This window comes from Litorilituus sediminis (assembly GCF_004295665.1).
Classification (GTDB): Bacteria; Pseudomonadota; Gammaproteobacteria; order Enterobacterales; family Alteromonadaceae; genus Colwellia; species Colwellia sediminis.
This window is the reverse complement of record NZ_CP034759.1, coordinates 169701-196213: the sequence shown is the minus strand read 5'-3', so window position 1 is coordinate 196213 and position 26513 is coordinate 169701. Positions and strand designations below refer to the sequence as shown.

Genomic DNA, 26513 nt, shown 5'->3' with positions numbered 1-26513 from the left:
CGGCGCATACCAAGCGTCGCATGATTTTTAACATTAATAGAATAAAAAAAAGAGCGAAACGCTCTTTAAAATAATGGCATAGATTGTAAAAGCCTTACTGAAAATAGACAAGCCTTAAATAAAGATTTATCGAGTTTAAAACAATAAAAAATAATCAATACCTCTGAAATAAAATTAAGCTATTATATTTATTATCAATAATATAAAAGTTAACTGCTTTACTCTGCAATATACAAAAAATGGACGCACAACAATTAATTGAGCAATCTGAAGATATATTTAAAGTATTGACTGAAGAGTCAACACAAGGAATTAGTGTTGCCGATTTAGATGGCAATTATATTTATGTTAACCCTGCCTTTTGCCAGATGATGGGCTATAGCGAACAAGAACTATTGCAATTAACGGTTTTTAATATGAAGGCGCCAAAACAAGATCACAGCTCATTCGACAAAACTAAAAACAGCAAAGAAAAACAAGCAGTACAAGTGAACTTGCAGCGTAAAGATGGCTCTATATTTCCCTCAGAAGTTATCGGCAAGAAAATCAATTATAAAGGTGAGCTATGCGTACTTGGCACAGTACAAGATATCAGTGATCGCATTGCCACGCACCAAGCATTAGCAGAAAGTGAATATCGCTATCATTCAGCAATGCAAGTAGCCAATGACGGTATTTGGGATTGGAATATAAAAACTGGCGTAGTTCGCTTTGATGAGCGTTATTTTACCATGGCAGGTTATGAAAAAGATGGCTTTGCTTATACCTTAGTTGAGTGGCAAAAACGTGTTCATCCTGATGATCTACATATTACCAACAAAGCCATGCAACAATACCTAGATGGCAAAGCCAACAGTTATGATGTCGAGTTTCGCTTTTTGCGTAAAGATCAAAGCTATATGTGGATTCGCTCACGCGGAAAAGTCATTGAACGTGATGAAGACAACCAGCCTAAACGCTTTATCGGCACGCATTCCGATATTAGTGTGCAAAAACAACATGAAGAAAAAATTCTTCACCAAGCACATTTTGACTCACTAACCTATTTACCCAACCGATTTCTTTCCTTGGATAGGCTGAAACACAGTTGCCAAGAAGCTAATCGAAAAAACGAGCTGGTTGCCTTGCTCTTTCTCGATTTAGATGACTTTAAAAAAATTAATGATACTTTAGGCCATGAAACAGGTGATTTATTATTAATTGAAGCTGCGAATAGATTACGCAGTGTTGTTCGCAGCGTAGATACTGTCGGCAGACTTGGCGGCGATGAATTTGTTATTATTTTGGGTAGCCTCTCAAATGTTGAAGAAGCACACCCTATTATTGAAAACCTGCTCAACCAATTTAGGGAAATGTTTATCATTCGTGGTCGTGAACTTATGCTCACCGCCAGTGTTGGTGTTGCGGTATTTCCCAATGATGCCAGTGATGCATCAGAATTACTGAGAAATGCTGATTCAGCCATGTATGACGCTAAAGCATGTGGCAGAAACACCTTTTCTTATTACACCGCACAAATGAACCAATGCGCACAAAGGCGCTTAGCGATTGAAGAGCAAATTCACGGCGCCTTAAATCGTCAAGAGTTTTCAATATGTTATCAAGCAAAAACAGACTTAACGTCAGGTGAAATTATGGGGGCTGAAGCCCTCCTTCGCTGGCATAATCCAGTATTAGGTAATGTTCCCCCCGATGAATTTATCTCTGTTGCTGAGCAAACGGGCAATATTATTCAACTGGGTCAGTTTGTTTTAAAGCAAGCACTATCTCAAACGGCGCGTTGGCATAAGCAATTTAATGCAGACTTTCAAATCGCTATCAACCTTTCTCCAAGACAGTTTAGAGATCCTATGTTAGTGAATTTTATTGAAGATTCATTAAAAGCGACGGGCGTTGCAGCAGACAAACTGGAACTAGAAATTACCGAGGGCGTACTGTTAAGTGGTCATAACTATGTCGAGGCCATGTTAACTAATATAACTAACCTTGGGGTACAGTTGGCTATGGATGATTTTGGTACTGGCTATTCGTCGCTTAGCTACTTAAGAAGTTACCCTTTTGACGTACTGAAAATAGACCGAAGTTTTATCAATGAGATTACCAATTCAGACAAGGATAAAGCATTAATCAATGCCGTGGTTTCTATGTCGCATGCTCTCAATTTACGTGTAGTTGCTGAAGGCATAGAAACAGATGAGCAATGTAACTATTTGCGCAAATTAGGCTGTGATTATGGTCAAGGCTACCTATTTAGTAAGCCTATAACGGCTGATGCTATGTCATCCTTGCTAGAGCAAAGCATGCAACTAGCTCAGCCCAAAAACTAGTTAGCTATGAAGTATTCTCTTTTGAAGTATTATTGGCTAATAATACTCGTTGTCAGTACGGGATTATTATTAAATGAAGCTTTTGCAGCAAGCCAAGAGCAAGCTCAGTGGACGTTGTGGCGAAACAACGAGCAACTTAAAGTGAGTTATCGAAATATTCGCCGCCCGCAGTTATCAAGTAAGACAAAATTACTCGAAATAAAAGCTAGTGCTTATGTCAGCTCTTCTATCTCAGGTTTTTTATTATTTATTCAAGATATTGATAATATTTCAGCCTGGTTAGATAACGCAGATAAAGGCCAATTAATAAACCAGTTTAGCGAGAACAAAAATCAATTCTACATACATTTTGCCGGTTTATGGCCGATTAAACCACGCTTGTTAGTTTTACGTTCACACTACTGGCAAAAGCCTGATCTCTCCGTTGAAATCAAACTCACGGATGACAATGATTTTCAAAATAATAACATTCAAGCGCCATACAGTGATGCCATTCGTATTCACATTCACCGTGCTCATTGGCGTATAAGTCCGCAACTTTCAATTGATAACCAGCAAACACTTTTTATAGAGTATCAGTTTATCGCTGATGCAGGCGGCAAGGTACCACAGTGGTTAGCCAATCATTTCGCTCTAAAATCTATTTGGCAAACCATGGAAAATATCACAAGGCTGCTGCCAAGCTCTCAATGGCAACAGCACACCATAACTGGCATTGAAGAAATCACGCCAGAGCCGACTAGTCCTTAGCAACCATTGAAAGTGCCATAGCCTCGGCCACTTTAATACCATCAATACCTGCTGACAGTATTCCCCCAGCATAACCTGCACCTTCACCTGCCGGGTATAAGCCTTTAACGTTAATACTTTGCAAGCTATCTCGGTCACGGGTTATTTGTATTGGCGATGAAGTGCGAGTTTCAACCGCGGTTAAGGTGGCTTCATCCATGGAGAAGCCTTTAATTTTCTTCTCAAAGGCAGGTAATGCTTCTCTTATTGCTTCAACTGCATAACTAGGAAGAGACTCACTTAAATCGCAATATGTCACGCCAGGCTTATACGATGGAATAACGCTACCGTGCTCTCCTGTTTTTCTGCCAGCAAGAAAATCACCCACAAGCTGTACCGGCGCATCATAAGACTCACCGCCAAGTTTAAAGGCCTTTTCTTCTAATCTTCGCTGAAAATCAATACCGGCTAAGACATTACTGGTATCACCATCTTCAGTAAAATCTTTTGGTTCAATACCAACAACAATGGCGCTATTGGCATTACGTTCATGGCGAGAGTATTGGCTCATACCATTTGTCACCAAACGATTCTCTTCTGATGCTGCCGCGACTACAGTACCACCTGGGCACATACAAAAACTATACACTGAGCGACCATTTTTACAGTGATGTACTAGTTTATAATCGGCTGCACCTAATATCGGGTTACCAGCATTTTTACCAAAGCGAGCCGCATCAATAACAGATTGCTCATGTTCAATACGAAAACCAACAGAGAACGGCTTGGCTTTAATAAATACACCATGCTCATGTAACATTTTAAAGGTATCACGAGCACTATGACCGATTGCCAAAGCGATATGGTCGGTGTCAATCGTTTCACCACTGGCTAGCGTTAAGCCAGTAACTTGTTGAGTTTGTTCGCCATCTGCTTTATTAGTCGGGGCAAAGTGTATTTCGTCAACTCTTTGTTCAAATCGTATTTCGCCGCCCAGCTCGATAATTTTCGCGCGCATTTGCTCAACCATAGTAACCAGTTTAAAGGTACCTATGTGAGGTTTGCTTACATATAAGATTTCATCGGGTGCGCCAGCTTCAACAAATTCATTCAGTACCTTACGGCTATAGTGTTTGGGATCTTTTACCTGACTATATAGTTTGCCGTCAGAAAATGTCCCTGCGCCCCCTTCACCAAACTGTACATTTGACTCAGTATTTAAAATTTTCTTACGCCAAAAGCCAAAGGTATCTTTCGTTCTTTCTCTCACCTCTTTACCGCGCTCTAAAATAATTGGCTTAAAACCCATTTGTGCAAGCACTAAACCAGTAAACAAACCACAAGGTCCCATACCAATAACAACCGGACGATGTTTCAAATGCTCTGGCGCTTGCGCAACAAACTTATATTCCATATCTGGGCTTGGCTTAACTTTGTTATCTGCACTAAATTTAGCTAATAAGCCTTCATCATCGGTTGTTGAAACATCCAAGGTGTAGATCAAAATGATTGTATTTTTTTTACGGGCATCATAGCCACGTTTAAACACGGTATAATTAACTAATTGTTGAGGGCTGATCGCTAATTTCGCTAAAATGGCTTGCTCTATTTCATGCCCTTGATGATCAAGTGGTAATTTTATATCGGTTAAACGTATCATAAAGAGATATCCAAAGAAGAAAGACGAGAATTGGCGCGCATTTTACCTGATTGTCACAATCGGTAAAACAAGAGATTGTAATTACTGTCAACAAAGGTATGATCTCGTGCCATTTAGCGCTAGTAAAGATAGGAAAAACCAATGGCCTTTGTAGTGACTGACAACTGCATTCTATGTAAATACACTGATTGTGTGGCAGTATGCCCAGCGGATGCTTTCTATGAGGGGCCTAATTTTTTGGTCATTAACCCAGATGATTGTATCGATTGCGACTTGTGTCCGATTGAATGCCCAGCAGAAGCTATTTATCAAGAAGACAGCGTGCCCGAAGATCAAAAAGACTTTATCAAACTCAATAAAGAGCTTGCGCAAGTATGGCCAAGAATTACCGACTTAAAGCCGCCACTTGATGAAGCAAAAAAGTGGGATGGGGTAAAAAACAAAATTCAGTACTTAAAAGTAGAAGAAGATTAACCAATAAAAGCACGGCAAGTGCCGCTATTAACGCTATACTCTTATCAACTAGATTAAAAATCGGTGGCAATTATGTGGCACTGTATAGAGCAAGCAATTAGTGCGGAAACGGGTCAGCAATTTAATATTGTAGAAAAGCAAACCATATCAAATGGCGGCTTAAGTAACTGCAATTTCGATGATAATGATAAGCCACTCAACCTCTCTTTTAAAATAAGCAATAACGAGCAAAGTTACTTTGTTAAGCTTAATAGCAAAGAGTGTTTAATCAACTTTCAAGCTGAAGCCTATTCACTTAAACAACTCGCAAAACTTACCCAGATACCCTGCCCGAAAATAACCACTATAGGTACCAGCTTAGATAAAAGCTTCTTAGTGTTAGAGTATATTCCTTTTAGTAAAGCAAACCCTAAGCTTTGGTTTGAGTTTGGTCAACAGCTAGCAAAAATGCACAATAACACCAGCCATGGTCAGTTTGGCTGGCAGCACGACAACTATATCGGCAATACCATTCAGCCCAATCACTGGAAACGCAACTGGACAACGTTTTTTTCTGAGCAACGTATTGCATGGCAACTTCAGTTACTTTCGGAGAAATCTATTCTTCTTGGCGATATAGATCACATAGCACAAGTTTGTCATGATCAACTACTTCACCATAAAACAAGACCTTGTCTGGTTCATGGCGACTTATGGCAAGGTAATGTTGGCTTTACTCATGAGCATGCCATGATATTTGACCCTGCCTGCTATTACGGCGATAGAGAGGTTGATATTGCGATGACAGAGCTGTTTGGGCAATTTCCTGATGATTTTTACCGCGGTTACCAAGCCGAATATCCCCTTGATAAGGGTTATGAACGAAGAAGATTAATTTATAATTTTTACCATGTGCTTAATCATGCCAACATTTTTGGCGGTATCTATATAGAGCAGGCAAAAGCCATGTTAACGCGCATTATGGCACTGGCTCATCACGAGTAATGCTTTGAAACAATCGCCAAAGCGTAACAGTGCCTGATAGAGATCAAATTAAGCCCAAATTTATTGGCTTAGCTCTGGCAGATTCAAGCAAAAGTATCATAATTAACGCATAGGTAAAAAAGAAGCACTTGGAGTCGTTTATGCGTGAAGAATTAACTGAAAAACGTATCACCTGCCCACATTGTGGTCATCATTTACATGCAACAATTGACTCATCAGCAGGAGATCAAGATTATTATGATGAATGTCCAGCTTGCTGTATGGAAATTCATTATCGTTTACACATAGATGAATACCATCAAAAAATTCAACTTGCTGTAGATAGCGATGATGAACAAGTATTTTAGCGTTCGAAACAATCCATGACATTTTATTTCTTTCTTGAGCTTGTTTGAGCTAACCTTCTACTCTATGATGCAGCTAATATCTTATATATGCTAATTCAGTACTGATAAAGCTTACACCGTCACGTACTAATTATCATTTTCTTTGCCTTAGCACAGTATTTTCAATGAAATTGTCTGCCTTTATTTTTCATACAAAAAGTTTATTAAAGCTCACCTACCCGATATTAATCGCTCAGTTAATTCAAAACCTTATGGGCTTTGTTGACATTGTTATGGCGGGTCGAGTCAGCGCAACTGATTTAGCAGCGGTAGCTGTTGCCAACAGCATTTGGTTACCACTTATTTTAACGGTTTATGGTTTAATCATGGCACTTGCCGCCATAGTTTCACAGCTATCAGGGGCAAAAAAATATCATCAAGTCATAGAACAAACCTACCAAACAGCGTGGATCGCCTTAACACTTGGTCTTAGCCTAATCGCTTTATTTTACTTACTGGCACCAATAATCATGCCGCAGGTAACCTTAGAGGGAAATTTAGCCAGCTTAATGTTTGATTATCTCAACTTTATTGTTTGGGGAGCGCCGGGCTTTTGTTTATATCTAGTGTTAAGAAACTATTCTGAAGGTTTATCTTTTACTAAACCTACCATGCTAATTAGTTTAATCGGTTTACTGGTTAATATTCCCGCTAACTATATTTTTATTTATGGCAAATTCGGCATGCCAGCATTAGGCGGTGCCGGATGTGGTTTAGCAACAGCGATTGTTTATTGGGCAATGTTTTTTAGCATGCTAATTTATTGCGCTTTTTCAAAAGTTCTAGGTAAAGCCAACTTATTTAGTCGTTTTTACTGGCCAAATATAGCCGAAATAAAAACCATACTTGCCCTAGGCATACCGATTGCGCTGTCGTTATTATTTGAAGTCAGTCTATTTTCAATTGTAGCTATCATACTTGTGCCTTTTGGCGCCCAAGTAGTGGCTAGCCATCAAATTGCACTTAACTTTACCGGCCTTATTTTTATGGTGCCATTAAGTATTGCTATGGCAACAACAATAAAAGTGGGTTTTGCCATTGGTGAGAAAAACTTACAGCAAGCAAAAGATTATTGTTTTTACTCCATTGTACTGGGGCTATTACTTGCCTGCTTAACCGCCTTTATTACCGTAGTATTTCGCCAAGAAATAGCTAGTATTTATAGTGCAGAGCCTGAGGTAATTACCCTTGCTGCCAGTTTAATGCTACTAGCAAGCTTGTATCAATTCTCTGATACAGTACAAGTAGTTTCAGCTGGAGCACTACGTGGTTATAAAGACACTAAATCTATTTTATATATCACCTTTATTTCTTATTGGTTAGTTGGATTAAGCGTAGGTATGATACTTGGTGTTACCGATTGGCTTGTTCCGCAAATGGGTCCTTATGGATTTTGGATTGGCTTTATCATTGGCCTGACAACCGCAGCTATTTTGTTAGCTTGGCGTTTACGCGTAGTACAAAAACGTATGACGTTAACCCTACAATAGCGCCTTTTACCTGCTACCAAGGGTAAAATTGCTTCATAAATAAACAAACACATTGCAAATTGCGAGAAAGTCATTAAAACTACTTGCAAGCAAGTAAGGCAAAAGCTAACATAGCGCCCGTTGAGCTTAACAGCACTATGTAGCTTAACCTTTTCAAGACAATACGTCCGTAGCTCAGTTGGTTAGAGCGCTACCTTGACATGGTAGAGGTCGGTGATTCAAATTCACTCGGACGTACCACTTTTTCTCTTAAATACAAATACTTAATTTAGACTTATAGAAGTTAAAATTCCTGAAAATAGTAGCATAACTGTGAACGTTCACACAACCATTCACAGCACTGTCAAGGTTGGCAATTACAAGTAATTGCTGGCAGCTCTAACAAATGAGCTACGGACGTAAAATAAAACGCTAAAAAACTCTCAATGTGGTAACAACGGCACAAAGTCAATGCCCCATAACACAGTGATTAAATAAATTATTTAGCCAGCCTTTCAATATCAGCGCTATAATCCTCTGTAACCTTTAATTCAATAGCTGCCTTGTGCTCATCACCAAGATTAGTAGTTCCTTTAGGTCTACCAACAGGGCGACCAAAGCCAAGCAAGGACTTAAGCTGACTAACAGCGCTAGCATTCCCCTTTAACACTTCATTAATTAAGCCAGACTTAGCGCCCTCAACTATTCTAAATAGCCTTTCATCTTCCCAAAGGTTTATCTGGTCTCGATTCTTTTCTTCGTAATTCCGCCAACAATCAAAGTTTTTAAAGTTATCCCCTACCCACTCATATAAATTATCAGCATTAACATAGGACATTCGCAATTTAAATTCTTGCGTTTTACTTACCATTATTATTCCTCTTAGCACTATTTAACAGTATGAAGAAAGCCAGTCTACATCTAGCTTTAACCACTCGTTTATTATTTCTACACCCCCTGTCATTACTTACACCGCGCACAGTGAGCTATATAAGAATCAATTGCTTTTTTAGCAAACTCCCTGTTTGTATAAACGCTACGCAGTTGCTTCGGAACGCTCCCTCTACCAACAGGTTTAATATTGATGTAACCGTAAACGCTATCATGAGCTAACTTAAATCCAGCATACTCATCTAAAGAGCTATTATCATAATTCATAAGTCTACTCTCCTGACACACCATATTGTTTATATACCTTAGCCTTGATTACTTTCATTAGCTCGGCTTGGCTTTTAGTAGTATTCATTTCACCTTTGGTAATTGTCACCCTACCATCATCATCTACTGTGAATGGCTTTACTTTATGTGGATTTAGCACAGTTTCTTTGTCTATCTGAACACTGTTATCTATAACGCCTAGCTTTTGATTCACCTCAGCCTTACATCGTTTGTAACGCTCTATTAAGCCATCACATTCTTCAGATGACTGCTCTTGGCTTGCTGTGTTATTTAATTGTTGTGCTGGTTCATCGTCCTGAAATAAGTTATCAGGGTCTTTAAATAAATCTGTCATATATTTCCTTTAGTAGTGTTTGATTATTTGGGTTTGTTCTAGCACTGCCTTGTCATAGTTAATGCTGTATGTGCTAGGCGCACTAGGAATACGGTTAACGATAAGTATCCCTGTTGATTCCCAACGTTTTACAAATCGTATAAAGCCGTTATTACTACGATAACCACACAACTCAGCAGCATCGCTAATACTAATTGTTAGTGAATTATTTGATTGCTTGATGCAAGCTAAAAATACTTGAATCTTTTTTGTTAGATATAAATTAATCATTCATTTCCTTTGTTAAATTTAGAGCGCACTAAAGCGCTACAGCGTAGGTAGTTATGCACTATTCATTGATGTTGTTTCTCAGTAAGATGAGTCTATTTTAGGTAGGGGTTATATATAGTCGTTAGAGCGCCTCAGAGGTCATTTAAGGCACGTTATTATTTAAGATAAACAATCACCTTTTAAAGTAACAGCCTCCTTAAAACGCTTCTGATAACCTCACTTTACCAAGGGTTGTCTAGGTCTTGCTCATAATCTTCTTGATGACCTGGCAACTCTTGAATCTTGTGAGCTGAAGTAAGTTTATTGTCCAATATGTTATCAGCTTTCACTCGCATGGCGCTGGTAGTTAGATTCGCATCATCAACAAATGGAAGTAGCTGTTGAAGGTACTTATTAGCATTTCCACCATTAGGTGCTCTAGATTTATCCACCTTAGCTTCGAGCTTTAATTTTATTGCCCGTATAAATTGTTGATAATCAGCTAGCCCTTTATCTAATATCACAAGGTTACGGCCTAGCTTACCACTATCACTATATCTAAATGGTATTCTTGCAGCCCAGCCTTTCTTGCATAGCCGATTAGTTAAATCTATTACAGCCTGTTCACTCTTCAGACCAAACATTTCAGCTAATACTCCATTCGTCTTGCTATAACATTCAAGTGTATTGTCAAATGGATAACCAACCTCATGCCTCTTCTGGGCTTGGGATGCAAAGCTACAATAGTCTGACCTTAGCAAGCACCAATACTTAAAGTCATTACCATCAAGCTCTTGCATCGCTAGACTTGACACAGATGGACAGTATATTGGGCTACTTAGGTTTGTGGGGTTAAGGTATTTATGTTGTTGATTTCTTTTCGTCATTCAGTTCCTCTTTAAGTTGGGAATTACAGTATTGCGTTATCATCCAAATTACAGCTTGCGTAGCTGAAATACTCTTTGCTTTAGCCACTCTTAACACATGCTCTCTAGGCTTAGCTGGTAGGCTTATTCTCATTGTTACTCCTAAGTTGTTACATACCGTCAGTGGTATTATCAAATGCATCTCCAGATTTAAATCCTATCAATACATTCAAGTCTTTTAATTGCTGCTCTGTAGTTCTGATAGACGCATACCAATCTTCAATAATGTAATTGGCCGCCTGAGTTAGAGATAAGTTACGCTCAAGTGAAATAGCCCTGAGCCTGTCACGATTAAAACCATGAATACCTACTTTCATTAGCACCTCTTAAGTTTAAGTTAGGCAACAGTTAGGTACAGGTAAGCGCAAACCTTCCTGGATAACTGTCACTGATTAATACTGGGGAGCTTAGATTCTTTATGCGTATAAAAGGGAAGCTGTTGATTAACTTACTTACAGAGCTAACTAGGTGAAACCACCCTACAGCCCTTGCTGTTGCCGAAACCCAAGTTTGAGAAGTGTTTTTGTGCATAAATACATGGGAAACTTGGGTGAAAGAAATATCCTTTACTTAAATAAATACCCTTTATATAGACGGGGCTTCGCCCCTGACGCATTAAAGAAAGAGAAAAAAGAACACACTTTCTATTAATTTTTGCGCTTAAGTATGTTTTGTTTATTGAAAATAAACGTCAGATATCACCCATCAAAACTACAGGCCTTTATTTAGACAAGTAATATTTCAAGCGACCAACTATATAACTGCTCAACTGCTGCTAAGTAGAACTTATATATTATTAATTATTAAAACTGCCAGACTGCTTACTAAGCTACAATATTATCTCGTTACACTCGCATAATAGTAAACTAGCTAGTTAAAAATACTAACGCTTATACTAGTATATATCGATTTTTTGCGTAAAAGTTAACACCTCCCTTTCATTTATTTTACAAACCATTGATTTTAAAAACATTAAACAAACAGGTAAATTCTACACTTGTGATTTATATCTTTCCACGGTGCGCTTCACTTGCATGGCTGTGAACTTGCCACCTCTTGCGGTTTTATAATCAAGTTTATTCAATTCGTCAGCTATTCTCTGTAGCGATAAACCTTGCTGACGTAATGGCTCAACAATAGTAATCAGCCTAGTGGCCCTGTCTTTGGCTTGTTGCTGAATAACTTTATTGCGTTCATTGGTTTTATCCCTCAAACCACCTAGCTTAACACCACGAGCCTTAGCCTCTTTTAATGCAGCTTTAGTTCGCTCACTTATAAAGTCTCGCTCCTGCTCCGCTAATACAGCATATAATTGTAATTGGAACTTGTCAGCATTTGGCATACAAGCCACTTTAAAGTCTAGTTTCTTATTCTTAATCAGCTTATCGATTTGGCCTACATCACGGCTAAGCCTATCCAATTTAGAAACAAGTAGCACTGCACCACTATCACACGCTAATCTAATAGCTTCGCTCAATGCTGGCTTGTCGCTATTCTTTCCCGAAATAACATCGGTAAACACTTCGATTACCTCATACGGCTGACCACTGTAGTTACTCAGATATAAATCAGTATCCCTCTTTTGAGCGTCTAAACCAAGCCCTGACTTAGCTTGCTTGCCTGTACTAACGCGATAATAAAGAACATATTTAATCATAAGACTTCCCACTGAATTACTGGCTATAAGTATCAAACCACAACAACATATCCAATGTCAACGTTCGTTGTGACTGTTACACACTCTATTTATCAGGGGAGATTTTAGGCAAGGTTAAGGCTGGGATATCTGACATAAAATTTAGAAAATAAAAGGCAAGTGTTAATTGGGTAACAATTCTAAGGGGTACAGAGGGGGGGATGGGGGTCACTACTCTATATGCAATACCCCTTATATATCTCTAACAAAAATCAAGCTCATTCAGTGCAAAGTTTTATAGAAAAACTATAGTTCGCTTAAAATTTCTTTTCTTTTTTCTTTGTACTCTGACTGAGTAATTATTCCGTCCTTATATAGCTCTGAAATCTTTTGAAGTCTAGATTCAATATTTTGGTTAGATTGGCGAGTGCTAGGCGCCTTATTTAATCTCGTACCATCTCGGTCAAACTCATAAACACCTTTACGAAAATCGAATAAGGTTGTAAGACTGTTTGTTTTATCAAGTTCCACCTTAATATTTTCAATAATATTTGTACTCAATAATGGGTTATTTCCTCGCTCAACAATGGAATAGTAATATCCTTTGATTACGTTACCATCGATGTCCACCCCCTCTGCTGGAATAATTCGTACAGTCGTTTTAAGATAGTCGGGGCCGAAAGTGTTAATCACCTCGTATCCTCGCTCCACGCCCTGAACCTCGTTCACAACCAAGTCTTTTCCTGTACTATTCATCACGCCATACACAATTCGGAACATCTCCTGTTCACCTAATTTGTATATTTGAGTAACTCCATCTTGCTTCAAAGATGATATTTGTGTTGTACAGGCTACTAACAATAGACCAAATATTAAGGGGATGAATTTCATGCGCATTCCTTTAGCACTAAATTTTTCTTCAACTTGAAAAGCTCAGGCTAACAAAATAATGTATAACTTAATAGTGTGTTTATCCTATTTAAAATTAAGTTACATATCTAACTTAAATTTCTATGAATAACAAAATCACTACTCAACGTATAGTCAAGTAGTGAAATGCTTTATCCCAATAAGTCTACAACGCTCTTAGCATTTAAATGTGTATACCTAGCTAACTGACTTAAAGACTTGTGACCTGTCACAGCTGAAAGCTGCAATGTAGTTAAACCTAACTCTGCATAGCGAGTGGCTGCACTATGCCTTAATGAATGTAGAACAAGGGATTCATCCATATTTAACTTTCGGATTGTCCGCTTAAATGCCTGTGTAATAGATTCTTTTTTATAAGGATATAAACGCTGTTGACCTTTAGCTTTACAATAGTTGTAACGTGCAGTGATTATATCTAACGCCTGACTAGATAAAGGGCATAGCCTATCCTCTCCGTTTTTAGTTTCTCTTAATAAAACGGTTCTATTTTTCAAATCAACGTCAGATAATTCTATTTTCACTAACTCAGACCGCCTCATAGCAGTATAAAAATAAACCTTAACAAGCTCACCTTTACCAGTGGGCATAGCATTAGCTATCTTTAACATTTGCTTTTCATTAACAATACTATCCCGACCTTTACTTGGTGGTGGTTTACTCACCCCTTCTGTCGCATCGATTATATTTAGGGAAAGCTCTTTAATTGCAAACCTCAACACTCTACCTAGCAACTCGATTTCTCCCCGAACAGTTGAGTTAGCTCTTCCTAAGTCAAGCCTGTACCATTTATACCCGTTTACCTCTGCCGCACTTTGAGGGATAGTGTTTTTATAATACTTAAGTAGTTGCTTGGCTCTGTCTCTCGCTGCTACCTCACCACTGCGTCCTGTCATAACACGTTCTATATATTCATCAATTAAACCTGATAATGTAAGCTGGTTGTACTTGCTCTCGTTTAACCTGATAAATTCTTTAGATTCTATCCAGTCATCAATAACTGATTGACTAGTATTCTTTGGAAAGGTTTTACTTATTGGCTTTTGTCCAGATAGACGAACCTGAACATTAATTGAGCCTGATTTTAATACCCTTACGCTTGCCATTATAGCTCCTATACTTTCACAGAGACTATAAGCCCAAGATATTTAAGTGTTTATTTTTATTTCTGAATTGACATGGTAGAGGTCGGTGATTCAAATTCACTCGGACGTACCACCTTCTAATCTATCTCTTTTAACCTTGCGGTAAAATGCCTTAGTACTGGCGGCTCATACTCAAACGTTAAACCTTTAATATTTTTGCTATCTGCTTTTATTGCTATTAAACAATCAGCGATGTATTTCATATGGTCATTAGTATAAACGCGTCTTGGAATGGTTAATCGCAACAGCTCTAATGGTGAGTGTTTTTGCTCTCCCGTTTCAGGATCTCGTCCTAATAATAATGAGCCAATTTCAACACCACGAATACCACCTTCAATATAAATACGATTTGCTAAGGCATGTGCTGGAAATTGCTCCGACGGAATATGCGGTAATAACTTACCCGCATCAACAAATACCGCATGACCACCCGTTGGATATTGAATAGGAATACCGCCCTCCCTTAATAATTCTCCTAAATAGGCCACTTGCCCTATTCTATATTCTAAAAAGTCTTCATCTGCACATTCCCATAGGCCGACACTTAACGCTTCCATATCCCGACCATTTAAACCACCGTAGGTAATAAAACCTTCCATAGGTACACAGCTTACTTGTACAGCCCGAAAAAGCGCTAGATAATCATCATTTTTAAAACAGCACAACCCGCCCATATTCACCATAGGGTCTTTTTTAGCTGACATAGTAAAAATATCACCGCAATCAAACATAGCGCGGATAATGTCGCCAATAGGCTCTTGAGCAAAACCTGCCTCACGCTGCTTAATAAAGTAAGCATTTTCGGCAAATCGAGCAGAATCAATCACCACGATGATATTATTTTCTTTAGCAATTCTTGCCACTTCACGCATATTAGCCATAGATACAGGCTGACCGCCCGACGAATTACAGGTAATGGTGATAATAATGGCGACAACATTTTCAGCGCCGTGCTCAGCAATTGTTTTTTGTAGTGCTTCAAGGTCGAAATTGCCCTTAAAATCAAACCAACTTGAGGTATTTAACGCTTCGGGTGTTAATACATTAATGGGCTTAGCACCACTTAACTCTACATGTGCCGCCGTAGTATCAAAGTGATAATTCGATATAAAAACAGGTTTAGCACTGCCCTTATGTTTAACTAAATTAGGAAACAGTATTTGCTCAGCACCGCGCCCTTGATGCACAGGTATAACATGCTGCCAACGAAACAAAGTCTGCACTGAGGCTTTTAACTTTTCAAAACTTCTACTACCCGCATACGCTTCATCACCTATCATAAGCGCCGCCCACTGGTTGGCACTCATGGCACCTGTTCCTGAGTCTGTTAACAAGTCAATATAAACGTCTTCGCTTTTTAGTAAGAATGGGTTGTTACCTGCAGCCGCTAAAGCATCTTTACGCTCTTGCTCTGTCGTCATTTTAATTGGCTCTACCATTTTAATGCGAAATGGCTCTGGAATTCTTTTCATCATATATACTCATGTTTCTATTAATGTAATAGGAAAATTCCCGATACTTAAGGTATTGGAAATTAATTAAGAGTGAATAAATAGAAAATAAATTAATAACGAAAAAGGGACTGAGCTAACCTAAAGTCTAGGTTATACCATTTAAGTGAAGAGTTGGTTATTGAGTGAACACTAAGCATGACTTAATTATGCTCAGTTCATTTTAATTTTGTCAATATCTTATAAAAGGAGCTAATGATGAGATAGGTACTTATTAATAATATTATTCGAAATACCTATTTTTTGAATTTCTAATAAGGCGTCATCCATTTTTTTTATAAAATCAGCTTTATAGGGGTACTTTGCTATTCCTTCCCTTACATATCCTATATGAGCTGTTTGTTCCATAACTAAATACGTTTCCTGAATATTGCTAAAATCGACTTCCGCATGTTGCTTTTGCAACTCTGTTAATTGCCAAAGCGTAGACACTCGGTCGTTTATATAACAATCAATACGTCGAAAAATAAGCTTCATAATGTTTGCTGAAGTATTTTTATTCTCCCATATTCTTATAAGGCCTTGTGCTTGAGCGGTTTTTAATTCTTTATTAAGGATCAAAAAACCAGCATTCATCCCTACTTGTATAACTTGTTGACTGCCTTTTGAATTAATAGCATCTTCTAATGAAACATCTTTATGACAAAATGCTACAACCGTCTCCAAAAATAAAGCGGTTGAATATGGCCAAATATAAGGTCGTTTTGCTTTACGCTTATATGGAGGAATAATGGCAAAGTGCTCAGAATTTTCTAGTGATACTAACCCTCTTTTCCAAGGCATTGTGATAATTTCTATTTGATAATACTTTGCTATTCGCTTAGCTGCGGCCTTAATTATGTCGACATAAATCCCCTTAATCTCCTCGTTTTCAAGATAGCTATAAGGAGGGTATGAATCATCAGCAACAATTGTCACCTTAATAGGCTCGCTTGCTTGAACGAAAAAAGATACTCCGAAGAGCAAACTATAAAAGTAATACTTACACAGATGTTTTCCAAGTAAAGACATCCCTTGAACGAACAACGTTAACAAAGCTTAATACTGCCACGTGTGAGAAAAATCATAGCGAAACCCTAATGTCCACGAAGAAAAGTCGGCTAAATAATCGAAATCCCTATGAAGATATTCTAAATGAAAACGTAAATTATCAGCTGGTAACCACTCTAAGGTTGTATTAACACCGTTGAACTTTCCGCTGCTCACTGAAGAAATACCATCATCAAAATCAAAATAGCCTAGCTTTATTTTAAACAGTTCAGAAAGTTGATAGGCGGCAGCTATATCTAAAGTATGACCGGAGCGCTCCATAGCATTGTTGTGTTTGTATGTACGATCTTGATAACTTGTTGCAAGATAAAAATCATCAGTAATATCATAAGCTAAAGAGACTGCCCATACTTCATCTTCACCCTGCACAAGCTCTTCAACAATATTATCTTCAATTAAGTAGGTAGCCCCTGCATGAAAGCCACCACGATCAAAGCTAGCGCCTAAGTTCAACAAATCGCTACCGCTATCCCCTTTGCTGCCATCAAATTGTGAAACAGCCATCCAAGTAATATCACCAGTCTTTAGTGAGTAACTCAATAAGTTATTAACAAAAAATACACTTTCAGAATCATAAGCAAACGGACTATTACTGTGATTAAAAATATCAACATATTCAGCAATAAATAGATATTGTGTCGGGCGTTGCTTCCCTATTCCTAGCCTGCCAGCTGGACTATTAACCGCTACATATACTTGACGTGCTTTACCAAAGTCAGCATTGTTTGCTAAATCAATACTCCACTCTCCATGTAACTCCGCACTCCAGTTATCGAAAAAATGTTGATTAGCTTTAAAACCAGCATGCGACAAAGCATCTCTAACATCCCAAAAGCTCTCTCCTGATTCTTCAATGTAACCGTAAGTGGGCCTTAACGTTGCATAAAGCCTAACATCATTTTTTTCTTGCTTTTGTTCATCTTTAGCAGCTGGTTGAATGTTATGGTTAACTTGCTCACTTTGTTGTTGCTGTGCATTGTTTTTTTGCTTGCTTTTTTCCCTGTTTTTTTGTTCCAACTGCTCAACTTTTTTAGTTAATAGCATCAGTTGCTTTTTCAGCTCAGCTAATTCTTGCTCGTCGGTCGATTCCACAGCATTAATAGGTGGCGCAACACAAAGCAGTACCATTAATACGGCTAAACTTAAGTTAATATTTTTCATAAAAATAATCCAAAAGTTCACAGTATGTAAAAGTGTAGACTATATTATTCAATATTATGGAATTGTTATTCCTTTGCATGCAGGTAAATCACATGAAAATAAGAACTAAATTTTCCGTCGCATCAGGCATCGTTATTTTTATCGTTATCTCATTGTTATCCTTTTCAACCTATCTACTCGTCGACACTACCTTAGAAGAAAAAACTCAAGCTTATGTTCAAGATAACTCTTCACTGCTTGCTCAAAACATCAGTAGTTGGTTAGCAGGAAAAACAGCACAAATAGAATTAGTTAAAAGTAATATTGAACGTGAATACTCACCAGAATCGTTCCAGAATTCTCTAGAAATTAGCGCATTAAAAACCGATTTTTTACTGGTCTTTGGTACCTTAGATAATGAAACAGGATTGCGTTCAAACAACCCAGACAGGCAAAACCCAAAAAATGTCGATTTTAGACAACGACCTTGGTATGCATTAGCAAAACAAAAAAATGCTACCATTTATACTGCTCCCTATATCGATGCGGCAACAAATGAATTATTACTATCTGTGGTAACCCCTGTTTATGATCAAGGGACATTTAAAGGCGTTTTAGGTGGCGACTTAAGTCTAGATGTTATTGCTAAAAGCGTTAATACCATTAATTTCAATGATACGGGCTTTGCCTTTATAACAGATAGCAGCGGCAAAATAATCACTCACCCAGATGCCAAATTAAATGGAAAAAGTACTCAAGATATTTACCAGCAATCACCAAATAAAACGGGAAAAATCATCAGGTTCAGCCATCAAGGTATTGATCAACTTATCTACTTCTACCCCTTGCCTAATACCAGTGGTGTCGATTGGTATTTAACCGTGTTGCTTGATAAAGATAAAGTCTATGAATCATTATCAGCACTCACATTACGTACGATATTATTCGCAATTTTCAGTATTGCTTTATGTATTTTTATCCTTAGAAAACTTGCTAAACAATTACTACTACCATTAGATGACCTTGAAGCGGCAATAAAAGAAATTGCTTCTGGTGGTGGTGACTTAACGCAAAGGTTATCGATAAAATCAGACGACGAATGTGGCGCAGTTGCCAGTAATTTTAATAGTTTTCTAGAAAGCCTACAAAAGTTAGTAAAAGATATAAAACATAAAGCTGCCCTGGTGGTAGAAAAGAGTGATAGCGCAAAAGAGCTTTCAACTCAATCAAGCCAACAACTTATTGAGCAAGTTGGCTTAGTTGATAGTTTAGCAACGGCAATGAATGAAATGAGCGCCACATCAACAGATATTGCCGCAAGTGCTCAAGATGCCGCCAGCTCGATTACATCCGTTAATGATCGTGCTGAAGAAGGTAGAAGCGTATTCTCCCAAACCTCGCTTGATGTCTCTGAATTATCTGAGTCCATTTCTACCTCACAGCAACTTAGTAATCAATTAGCTGAATATAGCCAAAATATAGAACAAATACTGTCGGTAATTAACGGAGTAGCAGAGCAAACAAACCTGCTAGCACTTAATGCTGCTATCGAAGCTGCACGTGCAGGTGAACAAGGCAGAGGATTTGCCGTAGTAGCAGATGAAGTAAGAACACTCGCCTCAAGAACTCAAGAGTCAACAACTGAAATTAAAGCCATGATAGAACAAATTCAGCACTTTTCTAACAAGGTGCAAACGGCTATGAACGAAAGTAAAAATAAAGCCGAGTCATGTGTGCAGCACACTGAATCTGCCAATGAAATGTTAAGTGAGATATCAGGGGCAGTAAAAGATATTATGGATAGGAATATCCAAATAGCGACAGCAATAGAAGAGCAAAGTGTTGTGATAGAAGAGATTAATAAAAACACCTTACATATTAATGATATTAGCATTCAAGTTGGAGACTTCTCTAAACAACAATTTAATACCAATGAGCAGCTAGTTGAAGAAGTGAACCAACAACAAATATACTTAGAAAAATTTGTTGTTTAACAGCAGACACGAGCAACTTTTTAAAACTTACCACTGAATATAATCAAGTTGCTTATAGCCTTCGGCAAGTACCATGCTGGCAATACGATTATCCTTAGTTACCATAATTAAACGAGGAATACCCGCGCTAGCAAAGCGCTGATAAATCTCCCGATTAGGATCTATTGCCAAGGGGACATTAATCTCATTAATATCTCGCCAAAGCGCAACTGTTTCTGCATCTTCTTCTCTGGCAATGGCAACTACCTCTATGTCATTATCAACAACAAAATCAGAGGTATTTAAAGCCCGCAATAAGCGGTTGGAGTCTGAGCACCAAGTAGCAAAAAGTACAATGAGCTTTCGTTTATTCTGATTTTGTAAATTTATCGTATCACCATCAATTGTCTGAATTTTAGTTAATGGCAAGCTATCACCTTGATTAACGAATACTTGATACTGCGTTTTTGTCATATCGCCATTAAGCTGGCAAGCCGTTAAGGCTATAGTCAATATGAAAGCTATTATTATCTTAACCATGACACCAAACTGATTGATAAATTATTGAAATAACTGTAAACATATCATATTTCCTTATCGTAAAACATTAACTAATTTACCCTGTAATGCAGGACTATTTTGCAATAATTAATTTAAACTCTACTAGGTTATTTTTATAGAGCTGATATAATTTGCGCTCGCTTTCATAAAGAGTTCCATTGATGAATTACCTGCCATTAGATCAACTTAAAAACGCTTGGGTTTTTAAACATAAAAGCTTACCAATAAGTGATGATGACCTGACTAAAATAAAGCCCATGACTTCAAGTCGCTCCAATGTGCTCTGGGACCAATTTATCAGCAAACAAGTAGATCACCCTGATTTTTTTAAAAATGGTGACTGGCCGTTTGATAACAAAAATTGGTCAGAACAAGGAAAGTGGGAAGGTATTTGGGATAGCGATGAAGTAGCCTTACCTGACTTAGTATTACAACACTTAAATTGGGATGTTAATACGGTTGTCTATTACTGCACCGATAGAAACCAAGTATTTGAAACAACGTGGGCCGTATTTCAGCGCTGTTGGAAGAACTTTCTATTTATGGATGATGGCAGCATCTTAATTGGCAAAAAACGTAAAGAAGCAGTGCAATTTAACAGCAATGGCTATTTCAAAATTGGCCAAAAGCCCAACAATTAAGCGCGTATTATGGCTAAACCTTCGCTAACAATTAAGGCTAATTTGCATCCCCGAAATAAACATAGATCAGGTTATCATTTTGACCTTTTAGTAAAAGCGCATACTGCACTTGCCAAACACCTAATAAAAAATGCTCACTCAGGCAAAACCACCATTAACTTTAGTGATGAAGAAGCCGTTAATGCCCTTAATACCGCACTATTAAAGGCACACTACCAACTAGCTTACTGGCAAATCCCTAAAGAGAACCTTTGCCCGGCAATACCTGGTCGTGTTGATTATATTCATTACCTAGCTGATTTACTTAAATCAACAACCAAAGTATTAGTTGCAAACAAACAAACAACACGCGTACTGGATATTGGTACTGGCGCAGGTTGTATCTACCCTATTTTAGGCTTTAAAGAATATGGTTGGCATTTTACCGGCACAGATATTGATAAAAATTCAATTGCCTCAGCTAAAAAAATAATTTCAAAAAACGGTGAGTTAGCTAATGCTATCAGCTGTCAATTACAAAAAAGTCGTAAAAACATTTTTTGCGGCATTATCCAACCTGATGATTTTTACCACTTAACCATGTGTAATCCCCCCTTTCACAAATCATTAGCAGATGCGCAAAAAGGTAGTCAGCAAAAGTGGCAAAACCTCAAGCAAAAAACGGCGGCAAAACAAGGTAAATTAAATTTTAGTGGTCAAAAAGCAGAGCTTTGGTGTGAAGGCGGAGAAGTAGCATTCATCCGCACTATGATTAAAGAGAGTAAACAGTACCAAAAACAAGTACTTTGGTTTACTTCGCTGATTTCGAAAAAAGACAGCTTATCACCGATAAAACTTAGCTTAAAAAAAGCGAATGTTACCCAATTTAAAGTGGTTAAAATGGCGCAAGGGCAAAAAATTAGCCGATTTATTGCTTGGAGCTTTCAGCCGGAACTGTCGCATTAACATCTTCAATACTGCCGGCAACTAGCTCACCCAAACAAAACAACTGCCATTGTGTCGGCTTCATTTTATGCCAAGTTTCATCATCTGTTAATGGCTTAGTCGCGATAACAGTGACAATATCATTCGGCGTTGTTTCTTGTTGAAAATCAACCGCCATTTCCGCATCAATTAAACTGGCTTGGCCAAAAGGAGCTTTTCTTGTTAGCCAATGCAGGTTATTGGAACAATAAGCAAATAACGACTCACCATCAGTGATAATAATATTGGCAACACCCAAAGCATCAATCTTATGACTCAGCTTGGCAATAAAGCTAAACAATACTGTTGCTTTAGGCTGCTCTGCGCCAAACTCAAGATGTAACTGATCGAGTATCCAGCAAAATGCGTGCTCGCTATCTGTTGTACCTATAGGTAAATGTAATTTTATCGGTAAAGCTTTGTGAAAATCCTTAAGCTGACCATTATGAGCATATGTCCAGTTCTTGCCCCACATTTGCCTAACAAAAGGGTGAGTATTCTCTAAACAAACTGCACCTGAATTAGCTTGGCGAATATGACAAACAACCGCTTCACTCTTCATCGGGTATTTAGTCACAAGCTCAGCAATAGGCGATTGAGCACTTGGCATAGGATCTTTAAAGCTACGACAGCCCTTCCCTTCATAAAAGGTAACCCCCCAGCCATCTTTATGTGGCCCGGTATTACCACCACGCTGCATTAGGCCACTAAAACTAAAGCAAATATCTGTGGGTACGTTAGCAGACATCGCTAATAATTCACACATTGTAATCCCCGAATACTTCTGTTTTATCAATACAGTACAGCACTATATAAAGAAAATAATATTCTATAACTTTGCTTGGCTATATTGAGTAAATTGTTCTATAAATAGAGTATAACATTGACTAAAATTTTATTAAATTTCAAATACTTTAAATTCACTGTTAGCCGTTGAATCGGTTAAACAGCATAACAATTGACATTAAAAGGAATCTTTGTGGATATTATTATTTGGCTATTTTTTGCCACAGCATTAACTTGGTTTATGACCTACGCTAGAGTTTCTTTATCAAGCTATACATTAAGCTTTATGGCTCTCATGGCCATTGGCAGCTTTTTCAATGTTATTGGCTTTATATCTTGGTTGCTATTTGCGGTTATTGCACTGCCTCTGAACATTGAGAGTATTCGAAAGCAGTTTATTAGCTTACCTTTATTAACCATCTTTAAAAAAATCATGCCGCAAATGTCATCAACCGAGCAAGAAGCGCTTGATGCAGGTACCACTTGGTTTGATGCCGACCTATTTCGGGGTAATCCTGACTGGAAAAAGCTACATAACTACCCTCAACCTAGACTAAGCTCGCAAGAAAAAAGCTTTTTAGAAGGCCCAGTAGAAGAAGTATGTGCCATGGTCAATGATTGGCATACTACCCATGAAATTGCCGATTTATCAGATGAGGTATGGCAGTTTTTAAAAGACAATCAATTCTTTGCCATGATTATCAAAAAACAATATGGTGGCCTAGAGTTTTCAGCGTATGCACAGTCTCGCGTATTACAAAAACTTACCGGAGTAAGCTCTGTTTTAGCCAGTACGGTTGGCGTACCCAACTCATTAGGCCCTGGTGAATTACTACAAGAATACGGCACAAAAGAACAACAAGATTATTATTTACCCCGTTTAGCACAAGGTAAAGAAATCCCCTGCTTTGCTTTAACTAGCCCAGAAGCTGGCTCAGATGCCGGTGCTATTCCCGATAGCGGCATTGTTTGCTATGGCGAGTTCGATGGCAAAGAAGTATTAGGCATGCGCCTTAACTGGAACAAGCGCTATATCACCCTTGCTCCGATAGCTACCGTGCTAGGTTTAGCGTTTAAGTTAAATGATCCTGAGCATTTATTAGGTGATAAAGAAGAGTTAGGTATTACCTGTGCACTTATCCCAACAGACATAGCGGGAATCACCATAGGTAGACGACATTTTCCGTTAAACGTACCATTTCAAAATGGACCAACCCAAGGAAAAGACGTTTTTGTTCCGCTAGATTTTATCATCGGTGGTAAAGACATGGCGGGGCAAGGCTGGCGTATGCTCGTTGAATGTTTATCTGTTGGCAGAGCCATCACCTTGCCATCAAACAGTGCTGGCGGCATTAAATCTGCGGCATTAGCAACAGGGGCTTATTGTCGCATTAGACGACAATTTAAAATCCCTATTGGTAAAATGGAAGGCGTTGAAGAGCCATTAGCACGCCTTGGCGGTAATGCTTACCTAATGGATGCTGTAACAACTATGTCAACAGGTGCCATTGATTTAGGCGAGAAGCCCTCAGTTATATCTGCCATTTCAAAATACCATTTAACTGAAAAAATGCGCACATCCATCATTGATGCCATGGATATTCATGGTGGTAAAGGTATTTGTATGGGACCGAATAATTACCTTGCGCGCGGTTATCAGGGCGCACCAATTGCTGTGACTGTTGAGGGAGCAAATATTTTAACGCGGAGTATGATCATCTACGGACAAGGCGCTATAAGATGTCACCCTTATGTATTAGCCGAGTTGGCCGCTGCCAATAACGACAACCCAGAGCAAGCACAAAGCGATTTTGATCATGCCCTCTTTGGTCATATTGGCTTTAGTATTAGCAACATCAGCAGAAGCTTATGGTTCTCTTTTACCGGTGCATACTGTCTGAAAGCACCTTTTACTGACGAAACTAAACGTTACTATCAGCTGCTAACTCGTTTTAGTGCTAACTTAGCTATGCTCTCAGATATTGCCATGCTAGCAATGGGCTCAGAGTTAAAACGAAAAGAGCGTATATCAGCAAGACTAGGTGATATTCTTAGTAACTTATACTTAGCCACCGCAGCATTAAAGCGTTATAACGATGAAGGCAGACACCAAGCAGATTTACCATTACTTCAATGGGCTGTAGAAGATTGCCTGTTCAATATTCAACATGCTATTGATGAGCTACTGAATAATTTAGGCAAACCTTGGTTAGCACGAGCATTAAGGTTAATCATATTCCCATTTGGTCGTTGGTTGAAAAAACCAAGTGATCTTATAGATCATAAAGTTGCGCAGTTATTGCAAACGCATAACGCAACAAGAGCTAGACTAGGAAAAGGACAATACCTTACCCGTGATGGCAGTAACCTTTTTGGTAAGCTGGAACAAGCATTGGAAGATATTATTAATTGTGAAGGTATTTATCAAAAGATCTGCTTGTCATTAAAACAAGAGCCACCTTTTTATCAACTAGATAAACTAGCAGAGCAAGCCTTAGCTGCGAAAATTATTTCAAAAGCTGAAGCTGAATTACTGATTAAAGCGGAGCAAAGTCGTCTATGGACAATTAATGTCGATGACTTTGATTCGAGCGAGCTTGTCGCGGCAAAAAACAAAATGTAACTAACTGTACATAAATGTAATGCTGGTATAACAACTTTTTTCACGATATAGCAAAAAAGAATGTTAAAATCTAGTTAATATTCTTTTCTAGATTACAGTAATTACCTCTATGACAGTAGCAGAACTCGACACACTCAATACAGCAAATAAGACTAAATTACGTCACCGCACTAAAGGAGAGCGTACACGTGAAAAGGTGTTAATTGCTGCTATTGATGTCTTAGCCGAGAAAGGCATTAAAGGCACCACTCACCGAGCAATTGCCAACCAAGCACAATTGCAATTATCGCTTACAACCTACTACTTTAAAGATATCCAAGAATTAATTCATCAGGCATTTAAACTAAATTCTGAGCAAATTTTATCACGCAGCGATTCTGTCTTAGAGCAAGCATTTACCTTAATTAATAGTGTCGACAAAGCAAGTTTACGCAAAGTAGCCGTAAAAGAGCAGCTATGTAAGCAATTATCACGTATCACAGCAAACTATCTACATGATCATATTCAAAACCAAGCAACCTCGCTGGCTGTTGAACAACTATTATTTACTGAGATTCAAGTAAGTCCGCAACTTCGCCAACTAGCAAGCCAGCATGAACAGGCACAATTAATGCCGTTTGAGTATTTATGCCGCTTTTTCAATAAAGTTGATCCTGAGTTGGATGCTAAAATAATGCGCACTGTCTTCACTCAATTAAAATACAGTCACTTGGCGCAATGTAAAAAATCTATAGATGTAAAAGAAATAGAGACAACCACACGAAAAATCATTGGCTGGGTAATGGGCTTAAAATAAATTTTCTATTATCTAGCTACAAAAAACGTAGCAACAAAAAAACG

27 protein-coding genes and 1 tRNA gene are annotated in these 26513 nt (G+C 38.2%); 12 read left to right on the top strand and 16 right to left on the bottom strand.

Features of this window, described 5'->3' with window-relative positions; genetic code table 11:
* The first annotated feature begins 239 nt into the window (after positions 1-239).
* Both EMK97_RS00870 and EMK97_RS00865 read left to right on the top strand, forming a co-directional pair.
* A complete protein-coding gene (locus tag EMK97_RS00870) occupies positions 240-2327 on the top strand; it encodes a sensor domain-containing protein (protein WP_130598553.1) in 2088 nt (695 codons plus the stop codon).
* Positions 2328-2333: 6 nt separating this feature from the next.
* Positions 2334-3077 carry an SRPBCC family protein gene (locus EMK97_RS00865; RefSeq protein WP_130598551.1) on the top strand — a complete coding sequence of 248 codons (744 nt, stop codon included), beginning with the start codon at positions 2334-2336 and terminating at the stop codon, positions 3075-3077.
* Here the strand turns inward: EMK97_RS00865 and EMK97_RS00860 are convergent.
* Positions 3067-4716 carry an NAD(P)/FAD-dependent oxidoreductase gene (locus EMK97_RS00860; RefSeq protein WP_130598549.1) on the bottom strand — a complete coding sequence of 550 codons (1650 nt, stop codon included), beginning with the start codon at positions 4714-4716 and terminating at the stop codon, positions 3067-3069. The genes EMK97_RS00865 and EMK97_RS00860 overlap by 11 nt on opposite strands.
* A gap of 141 nt (positions 4717-4857) precedes the next feature.
* Between EMK97_RS00860 and fdxA the strand changes: the two genes are divergently transcribed.
* From fdxA to EMK97_RS00835, 5 genes are all read left to right on the top strand, one after another.
* The gene (gene fdxA, locus EMK97_RS00855; RefSeq protein WP_130598547.1) at positions 4858-5190 is read left to right on the top strand and encodes a ferredoxin FdxA; all 333 of its coding nucleotides are present in this window, start codon (positions 4858-4860) and stop codon (positions 5188-5190) included.
* 72 nt (positions 5191-5262) lie between these two features.
* Positions 5263-6174 (top strand): fructosamine kinase family protein, encoded by a 912-nt coding sequence (locus tag EMK97_RS00850; protein WP_130598545.1) that lies wholly within the window; start codon positions 5263-5265, stop codon positions 6172-6174.
* A gap of 140 nt (positions 6175-6314) precedes the next feature.
* Positions 6315-6521 (top strand): CPXCG motif-containing cysteine-rich protein, encoded by a 207-nt coding sequence (locus EMK97_RS00845; RefSeq protein ID WP_130598543.1) that lies wholly within the window; start codon positions 6315-6317, stop codon positions 6519-6521.
* Positions 6522-6685: 164 nt separating this feature from the next.
* Entirely contained in the window at positions 6686-8050 is a 1365-nt protein-coding gene (locus EMK97_RS00840) for an MATE family efflux transporter (RefSeq protein ID WP_130598541.1), read from the top strand.
* A gap of 163 nt (positions 8051-8213) precedes the next feature.
* Positions 8214-8290 (top strand) — tRNA-Val (locus EMK97_RS00835).
* A 238-nt stretch (positions 8291-8528) separates the two neighbouring features.
* Here the strand turns inward: EMK97_RS00835 and EMK97_RS00830 are convergent.
* From EMK97_RS00830 to EMK97_RS00780, 13 genes are all read right to left on the bottom strand, one after another.
* A complete protein-coding gene (locus EMK97_RS00830) occupies positions 8529-8900 on the bottom strand; it encodes a hypothetical protein (protein ID WP_130598539.1) in 372 nt (123 codons plus the stop codon).
* A gap of 92 nt (positions 8901-8992) precedes the next feature.
* Positions 8993-9187, bottom strand: coding sequence for a hypothetical protein (locus tag EMK97_RS19100; RefSeq protein ID WP_211342259.1), 195 nt, complete (start codon positions 9185-9187; stop codon positions 8993-8995).
* Positions 9188-9191: 4 nt separating this feature from the next.
* The gene (locus EMK97_RS00825; protein ID WP_130598537.1) at positions 9192-9542 is read right to left on the bottom strand and encodes a hypothetical protein; all 351 of its coding nucleotides are present in this window, start codon (positions 9540-9542) and stop codon (positions 9192-9194) included.
* 9 nt (positions 9543-9551) lie between these two features.
* Entirely contained in the window at positions 9552-9812 is a 261-nt protein-coding gene (locus EMK97_RS00820) for a helix-turn-helix transcriptional regulator (RefSeq protein ID WP_130598535.1), read from the bottom strand.
* A gap of 221 nt (positions 9813-10033) precedes the next feature.
* Complete coding sequence (locus EMK97_RS18975; protein ID WP_170176696.1) at positions 10034-10435, bottom strand: hypothetical protein; 402 nt, start codon at positions 10433-10435, stop codon at positions 10034-10036.
* 217 nt (positions 10436-10652) lie between these two features.
* Positions 10653-10811: a hypothetical protein gene (locus EMK97_RS18970; protein ID WP_170176695.1), complete on the bottom strand. Its 159-nt coding sequence runs from the start codon at positions 10809-10811 to the stop codon at positions 10653-10655.
* Positions 10812-10827: 16 nt separating this feature from the next.
* Complete coding sequence (locus EMK97_RS00810) at positions 10828-11034, bottom strand: hypothetical protein (RefSeq protein WP_130598531.1); 207 nt, start codon at positions 11032-11034, stop codon at positions 10828-10830.
* A 674-nt stretch (positions 11035-11708) separates the two neighbouring features.
* Entirely contained in the window at positions 11709-12374 is a 666-nt protein-coding gene (locus tag EMK97_RS00805) for a recombinase family protein (RefSeq protein ID WP_130598529.1), read from the bottom strand.
* A gap of 285 nt (positions 12375-12659) precedes the next feature.
* Positions 12660-13244, bottom strand: coding sequence for an SHOCT domain-containing protein (locus EMK97_RS00800; RefSeq protein WP_170176694.1), 585 nt, complete (start codon positions 13242-13244; stop codon positions 12660-12662).
* A gap of 170 nt (positions 13245-13414) precedes the next feature.
* Positions 13415-14386, bottom strand: a complete 972-nt coding sequence (locus EMK97_RS00795; RefSeq protein ID WP_130598525.1) for a tyrosine-type recombinase/integrase — start codon at positions 14384-14386, stop codon at positions 13415-13417.
* A gap of 116 nt (positions 14387-14502) precedes the next feature.
* Complete coding sequence (locus EMK97_RS00790; RefSeq protein WP_246028847.1) at positions 14503-15900, bottom strand: tryptophanase; 1398 nt, start codon at positions 15898-15900, stop codon at positions 14503-14505.
* A gap of 228 nt (positions 15901-16128) precedes the next feature.
* The gene (locus EMK97_RS00785; RefSeq protein WP_170176693.1) at positions 16129-16854 is read right to left on the bottom strand and encodes a substrate-binding periplasmic protein; all 726 of its coding nucleotides are present in this window, start codon (positions 16852-16854) and stop codon (positions 16129-16131) included.
* 120 nt (positions 16855-16974) lie between these two features.
* The gene (locus EMK97_RS00780; RefSeq protein ID WP_130598521.1) at positions 16975-18147 is read right to left on the bottom strand and encodes a porin; all 1173 of its coding nucleotides are present in this window, start codon (positions 18145-18147) and stop codon (positions 16975-16977) included.
* Between the two features lie 92 nt (positions 18148-18239).
* On the opposite strand from EMK97_RS00780, the gene EMK97_RS00775 reads away from it, so the two are divergent.
* On the top strand, positions 18240-20120 hold the full coding sequence (locus tag EMK97_RS00775) for a methyl-accepting chemotaxis protein (RefSeq protein ID WP_130598519.1): 1881 nt from the start codon (positions 18240-18242) through the stop codon (positions 20118-20120).
* Between the two features lie 27 nt (positions 20121-20147).
* Here the strand turns inward: EMK97_RS00775 and EMK97_RS00770 are convergent, their stop codons facing one another.
* Positions 20148-20612: a TlpA family protein disulfide reductase gene (locus EMK97_RS00770; protein WP_170176692.1), complete on the bottom strand. Its 465-nt coding sequence runs from the start codon at positions 20610-20612 to the stop codon at positions 20148-20150.
* Positions 20613-20821: 209 nt separating this feature from the next.
* On the opposite strand from EMK97_RS00770, the gene EMK97_RS00765 reads away from it, so the two are divergent.
* Positions 20822-21301, top strand: coding sequence for a DUF2947 domain-containing protein (locus tag EMK97_RS00765; protein ID WP_130598515.1), 480 nt, complete (start codon positions 20822-20824; stop codon positions 21299-21301).
* A 9-nt stretch (positions 21302-21310) separates the two neighbouring features.
* The gene (gene rlmF, locus EMK97_RS00760; protein WP_130598513.1) at positions 21311-22246 is read left to right on the top strand and encodes a 23S rRNA (adenine(1618)-N(6))-methyltransferase RlmF; all 936 of its coding nucleotides are present in this window, start codon (positions 21311-21313) and stop codon (positions 22244-22246) included.
* Here the strand turns inward: rlmF and EMK97_RS00755 are convergent.
* A complete protein-coding gene (locus EMK97_RS00755; protein WP_130598511.1) occupies positions 22209-23030 on the bottom strand; it encodes a class II glutamine amidotransferase in 822 nt (273 codons plus the stop codon). The genes rlmF and EMK97_RS00755 overlap by 38 nt on opposite strands.
* A gap of 213 nt (positions 23031-23243) precedes the next feature.
* Between EMK97_RS00755 and fadE the strand changes: the two genes are divergently transcribed.
* Both fadE and EMK97_RS00745 read left to right on the top strand, forming a co-directional pair.
* Complete coding sequence (gene fadE, locus EMK97_RS00750) at positions 23244-25673, top strand: acyl-CoA dehydrogenase FadE (RefSeq protein ID WP_130598509.1); 2430 nt, start codon at positions 23244-23246, stop codon at positions 25671-25673.
* A gap of 109 nt (positions 25674-25782) precedes the next feature.
* Entirely contained in the window at positions 25783-26469 is a 687-nt protein-coding gene (locus EMK97_RS00745; protein WP_130598507.1) for a TetR/AcrR family transcriptional regulator, read from the top strand.
* Positions 26470-26513: the final 44 nt, after the last annotated feature.

Coding starts and splice junctions, on each gene's coding strand:
- EMK97_RS00845 (WP_130598543.1), top strand. CDS start 6,315: ATGCGTGAAGAATTAACTGAAAAACGTATCACCTGCCCACATTGTGGT.
- EMK97_RS00795 (WP_130598525.1), bottom strand. CDS start 14,386: ATGGCAAGCGTAAGGGTATTAAAATCAGGCTCAATTAATGTTCAGGTT.
- EMK97_RS00870 (WP_130598553.1), top strand. CDS start 240: ATGGACGCACAACAATTAATTGAGCAATCTGAAGATATATTTAAAGTA.
- EMK97_RS19100 (WP_211342259.1), bottom strand. CDS start 9,187: ATGAATTATGATAATAGCTCTTTAGATGAGTATGCTGGATTTAAGTTA.
- EMK97_RS00865 (WP_130598551.1), top strand. CDS start 2,334: ATGAAGTATTCTCTTTTGAAGTATTATTGGCTAATAATACTCGTTGTC.
- EMK97_RS00775 (WP_130598519.1), top strand. CDS start 18,240: ATGAAAATAAGAACTAAATTTTCCGTCGCATCAGGCATCGTTATTTTT.
- EMK97_RS00830 (WP_130598539.1), bottom strand. CDS start 8,900: ATGGTAAGTAAAACGCAAGAATTTAAATTGCGAATGTCCTATGTTAAT.
- EMK97_RS00820 (WP_130598535.1), bottom strand. CDS start 9,812: ATGATTAATTTATATCTAACAAAAAAGATTCAAGTATTTTTAGCTTGC.
- EMK97_RS00860 (WP_130598549.1), bottom strand. CDS start 4,716: ATGATACGTTTAACCGATATAAAATTACCACTTGATCATCAAGGGCAT.
- EMK97_RS00850 (WP_130598545.1), top strand. CDS start 5,263: ATGTGGCACTGTATAGAGCAAGCAATTAGTGCGGAAACGGGTCAGCAA.
- EMK97_RS00755 (WP_130598511.1), bottom strand. CDS start 23,030: ATGTGTGAATTATTAGCGATGTCTGCTAACGTACCCACAGATATTTGC.
- EMK97_RS00765 (WP_130598515.1), top strand. CDS start 20,822: ATGAATTACCTGCCATTAGATCAACTTAAAAACGCTTGGGTTTTTAAA.
- EMK97_RS00840 (WP_130598541.1), top strand. CDS start 6,686: ATGAAATTGTCTGCCTTTATTTTTCATACAAAAAGTTTATTAAAGCTC.
- EMK97_RS18970 (WP_170176695.1), bottom strand. CDS start 10,811: ATGAGAATAAGCCTACCAGCTAAGCCTAGAGAGCATGTGTTAAGAGTG.
- EMK97_RS00800 (WP_170176694.1), bottom strand. CDS start 13,244: ATGAAATTCATCCCCTTAATATTTGGTCTATTGTTAGTAGCCTGTACA.
- rlmF (WP_130598513.1), top strand. CDS start 21,311: ATGGCTAAACCTTCGCTAACAATTAAGGCTAATTTGCATCCCCGAAAT.
- EMK97_RS00790 (WP_246028847.1), bottom strand. CDS start 15,900: ATGATGAAAAGAATTCCAGAGCCATTTCGCATTAAAATGGTAGAGCCA.
- EMK97_RS00745 (WP_130598507.1), top strand. CDS start 25,783: ATGACAGTAGCAGAACTCGACACACTCAATACAGCAAATAAGACTAAA.
- EMK97_RS00780 (WP_130598521.1), bottom strand. CDS start 18,147: ATGAAAAATATTAACTTAAGTTTAGCCGTATTAATGGTACTGCTTTGT.
- fdxA (WP_130598547.1), top strand. CDS start 4,858: ATGGCCTTTGTAGTGACTGACAACTGCATTCTATGTAAATACACTGAT.
- EMK97_RS00825 (WP_130598537.1), bottom strand. CDS start 9,542: ATGACAGATTTATTTAAAGACCCTGATAACTTATTTCAGGACGATGAA.
- EMK97_RS00805 (WP_130598529.1), bottom strand. CDS start 12,374: ATGATTAAATATGTTCTTTATTATCGCGTTAGTACAGGCAAGCAAGCT.
- EMK97_RS18975 (WP_170176696.1), bottom strand. CDS start 10,435: ATGTTTGGTCTGAAGAGTGAACAGGCTGTAATAGATTTAACTAATCGG.
- EMK97_RS00810 (WP_130598531.1), bottom strand. CDS start 11,034: ATGAAAGTAGGTATTCATGGTTTTAATCGTGACAGGCTCAGGGCTATT.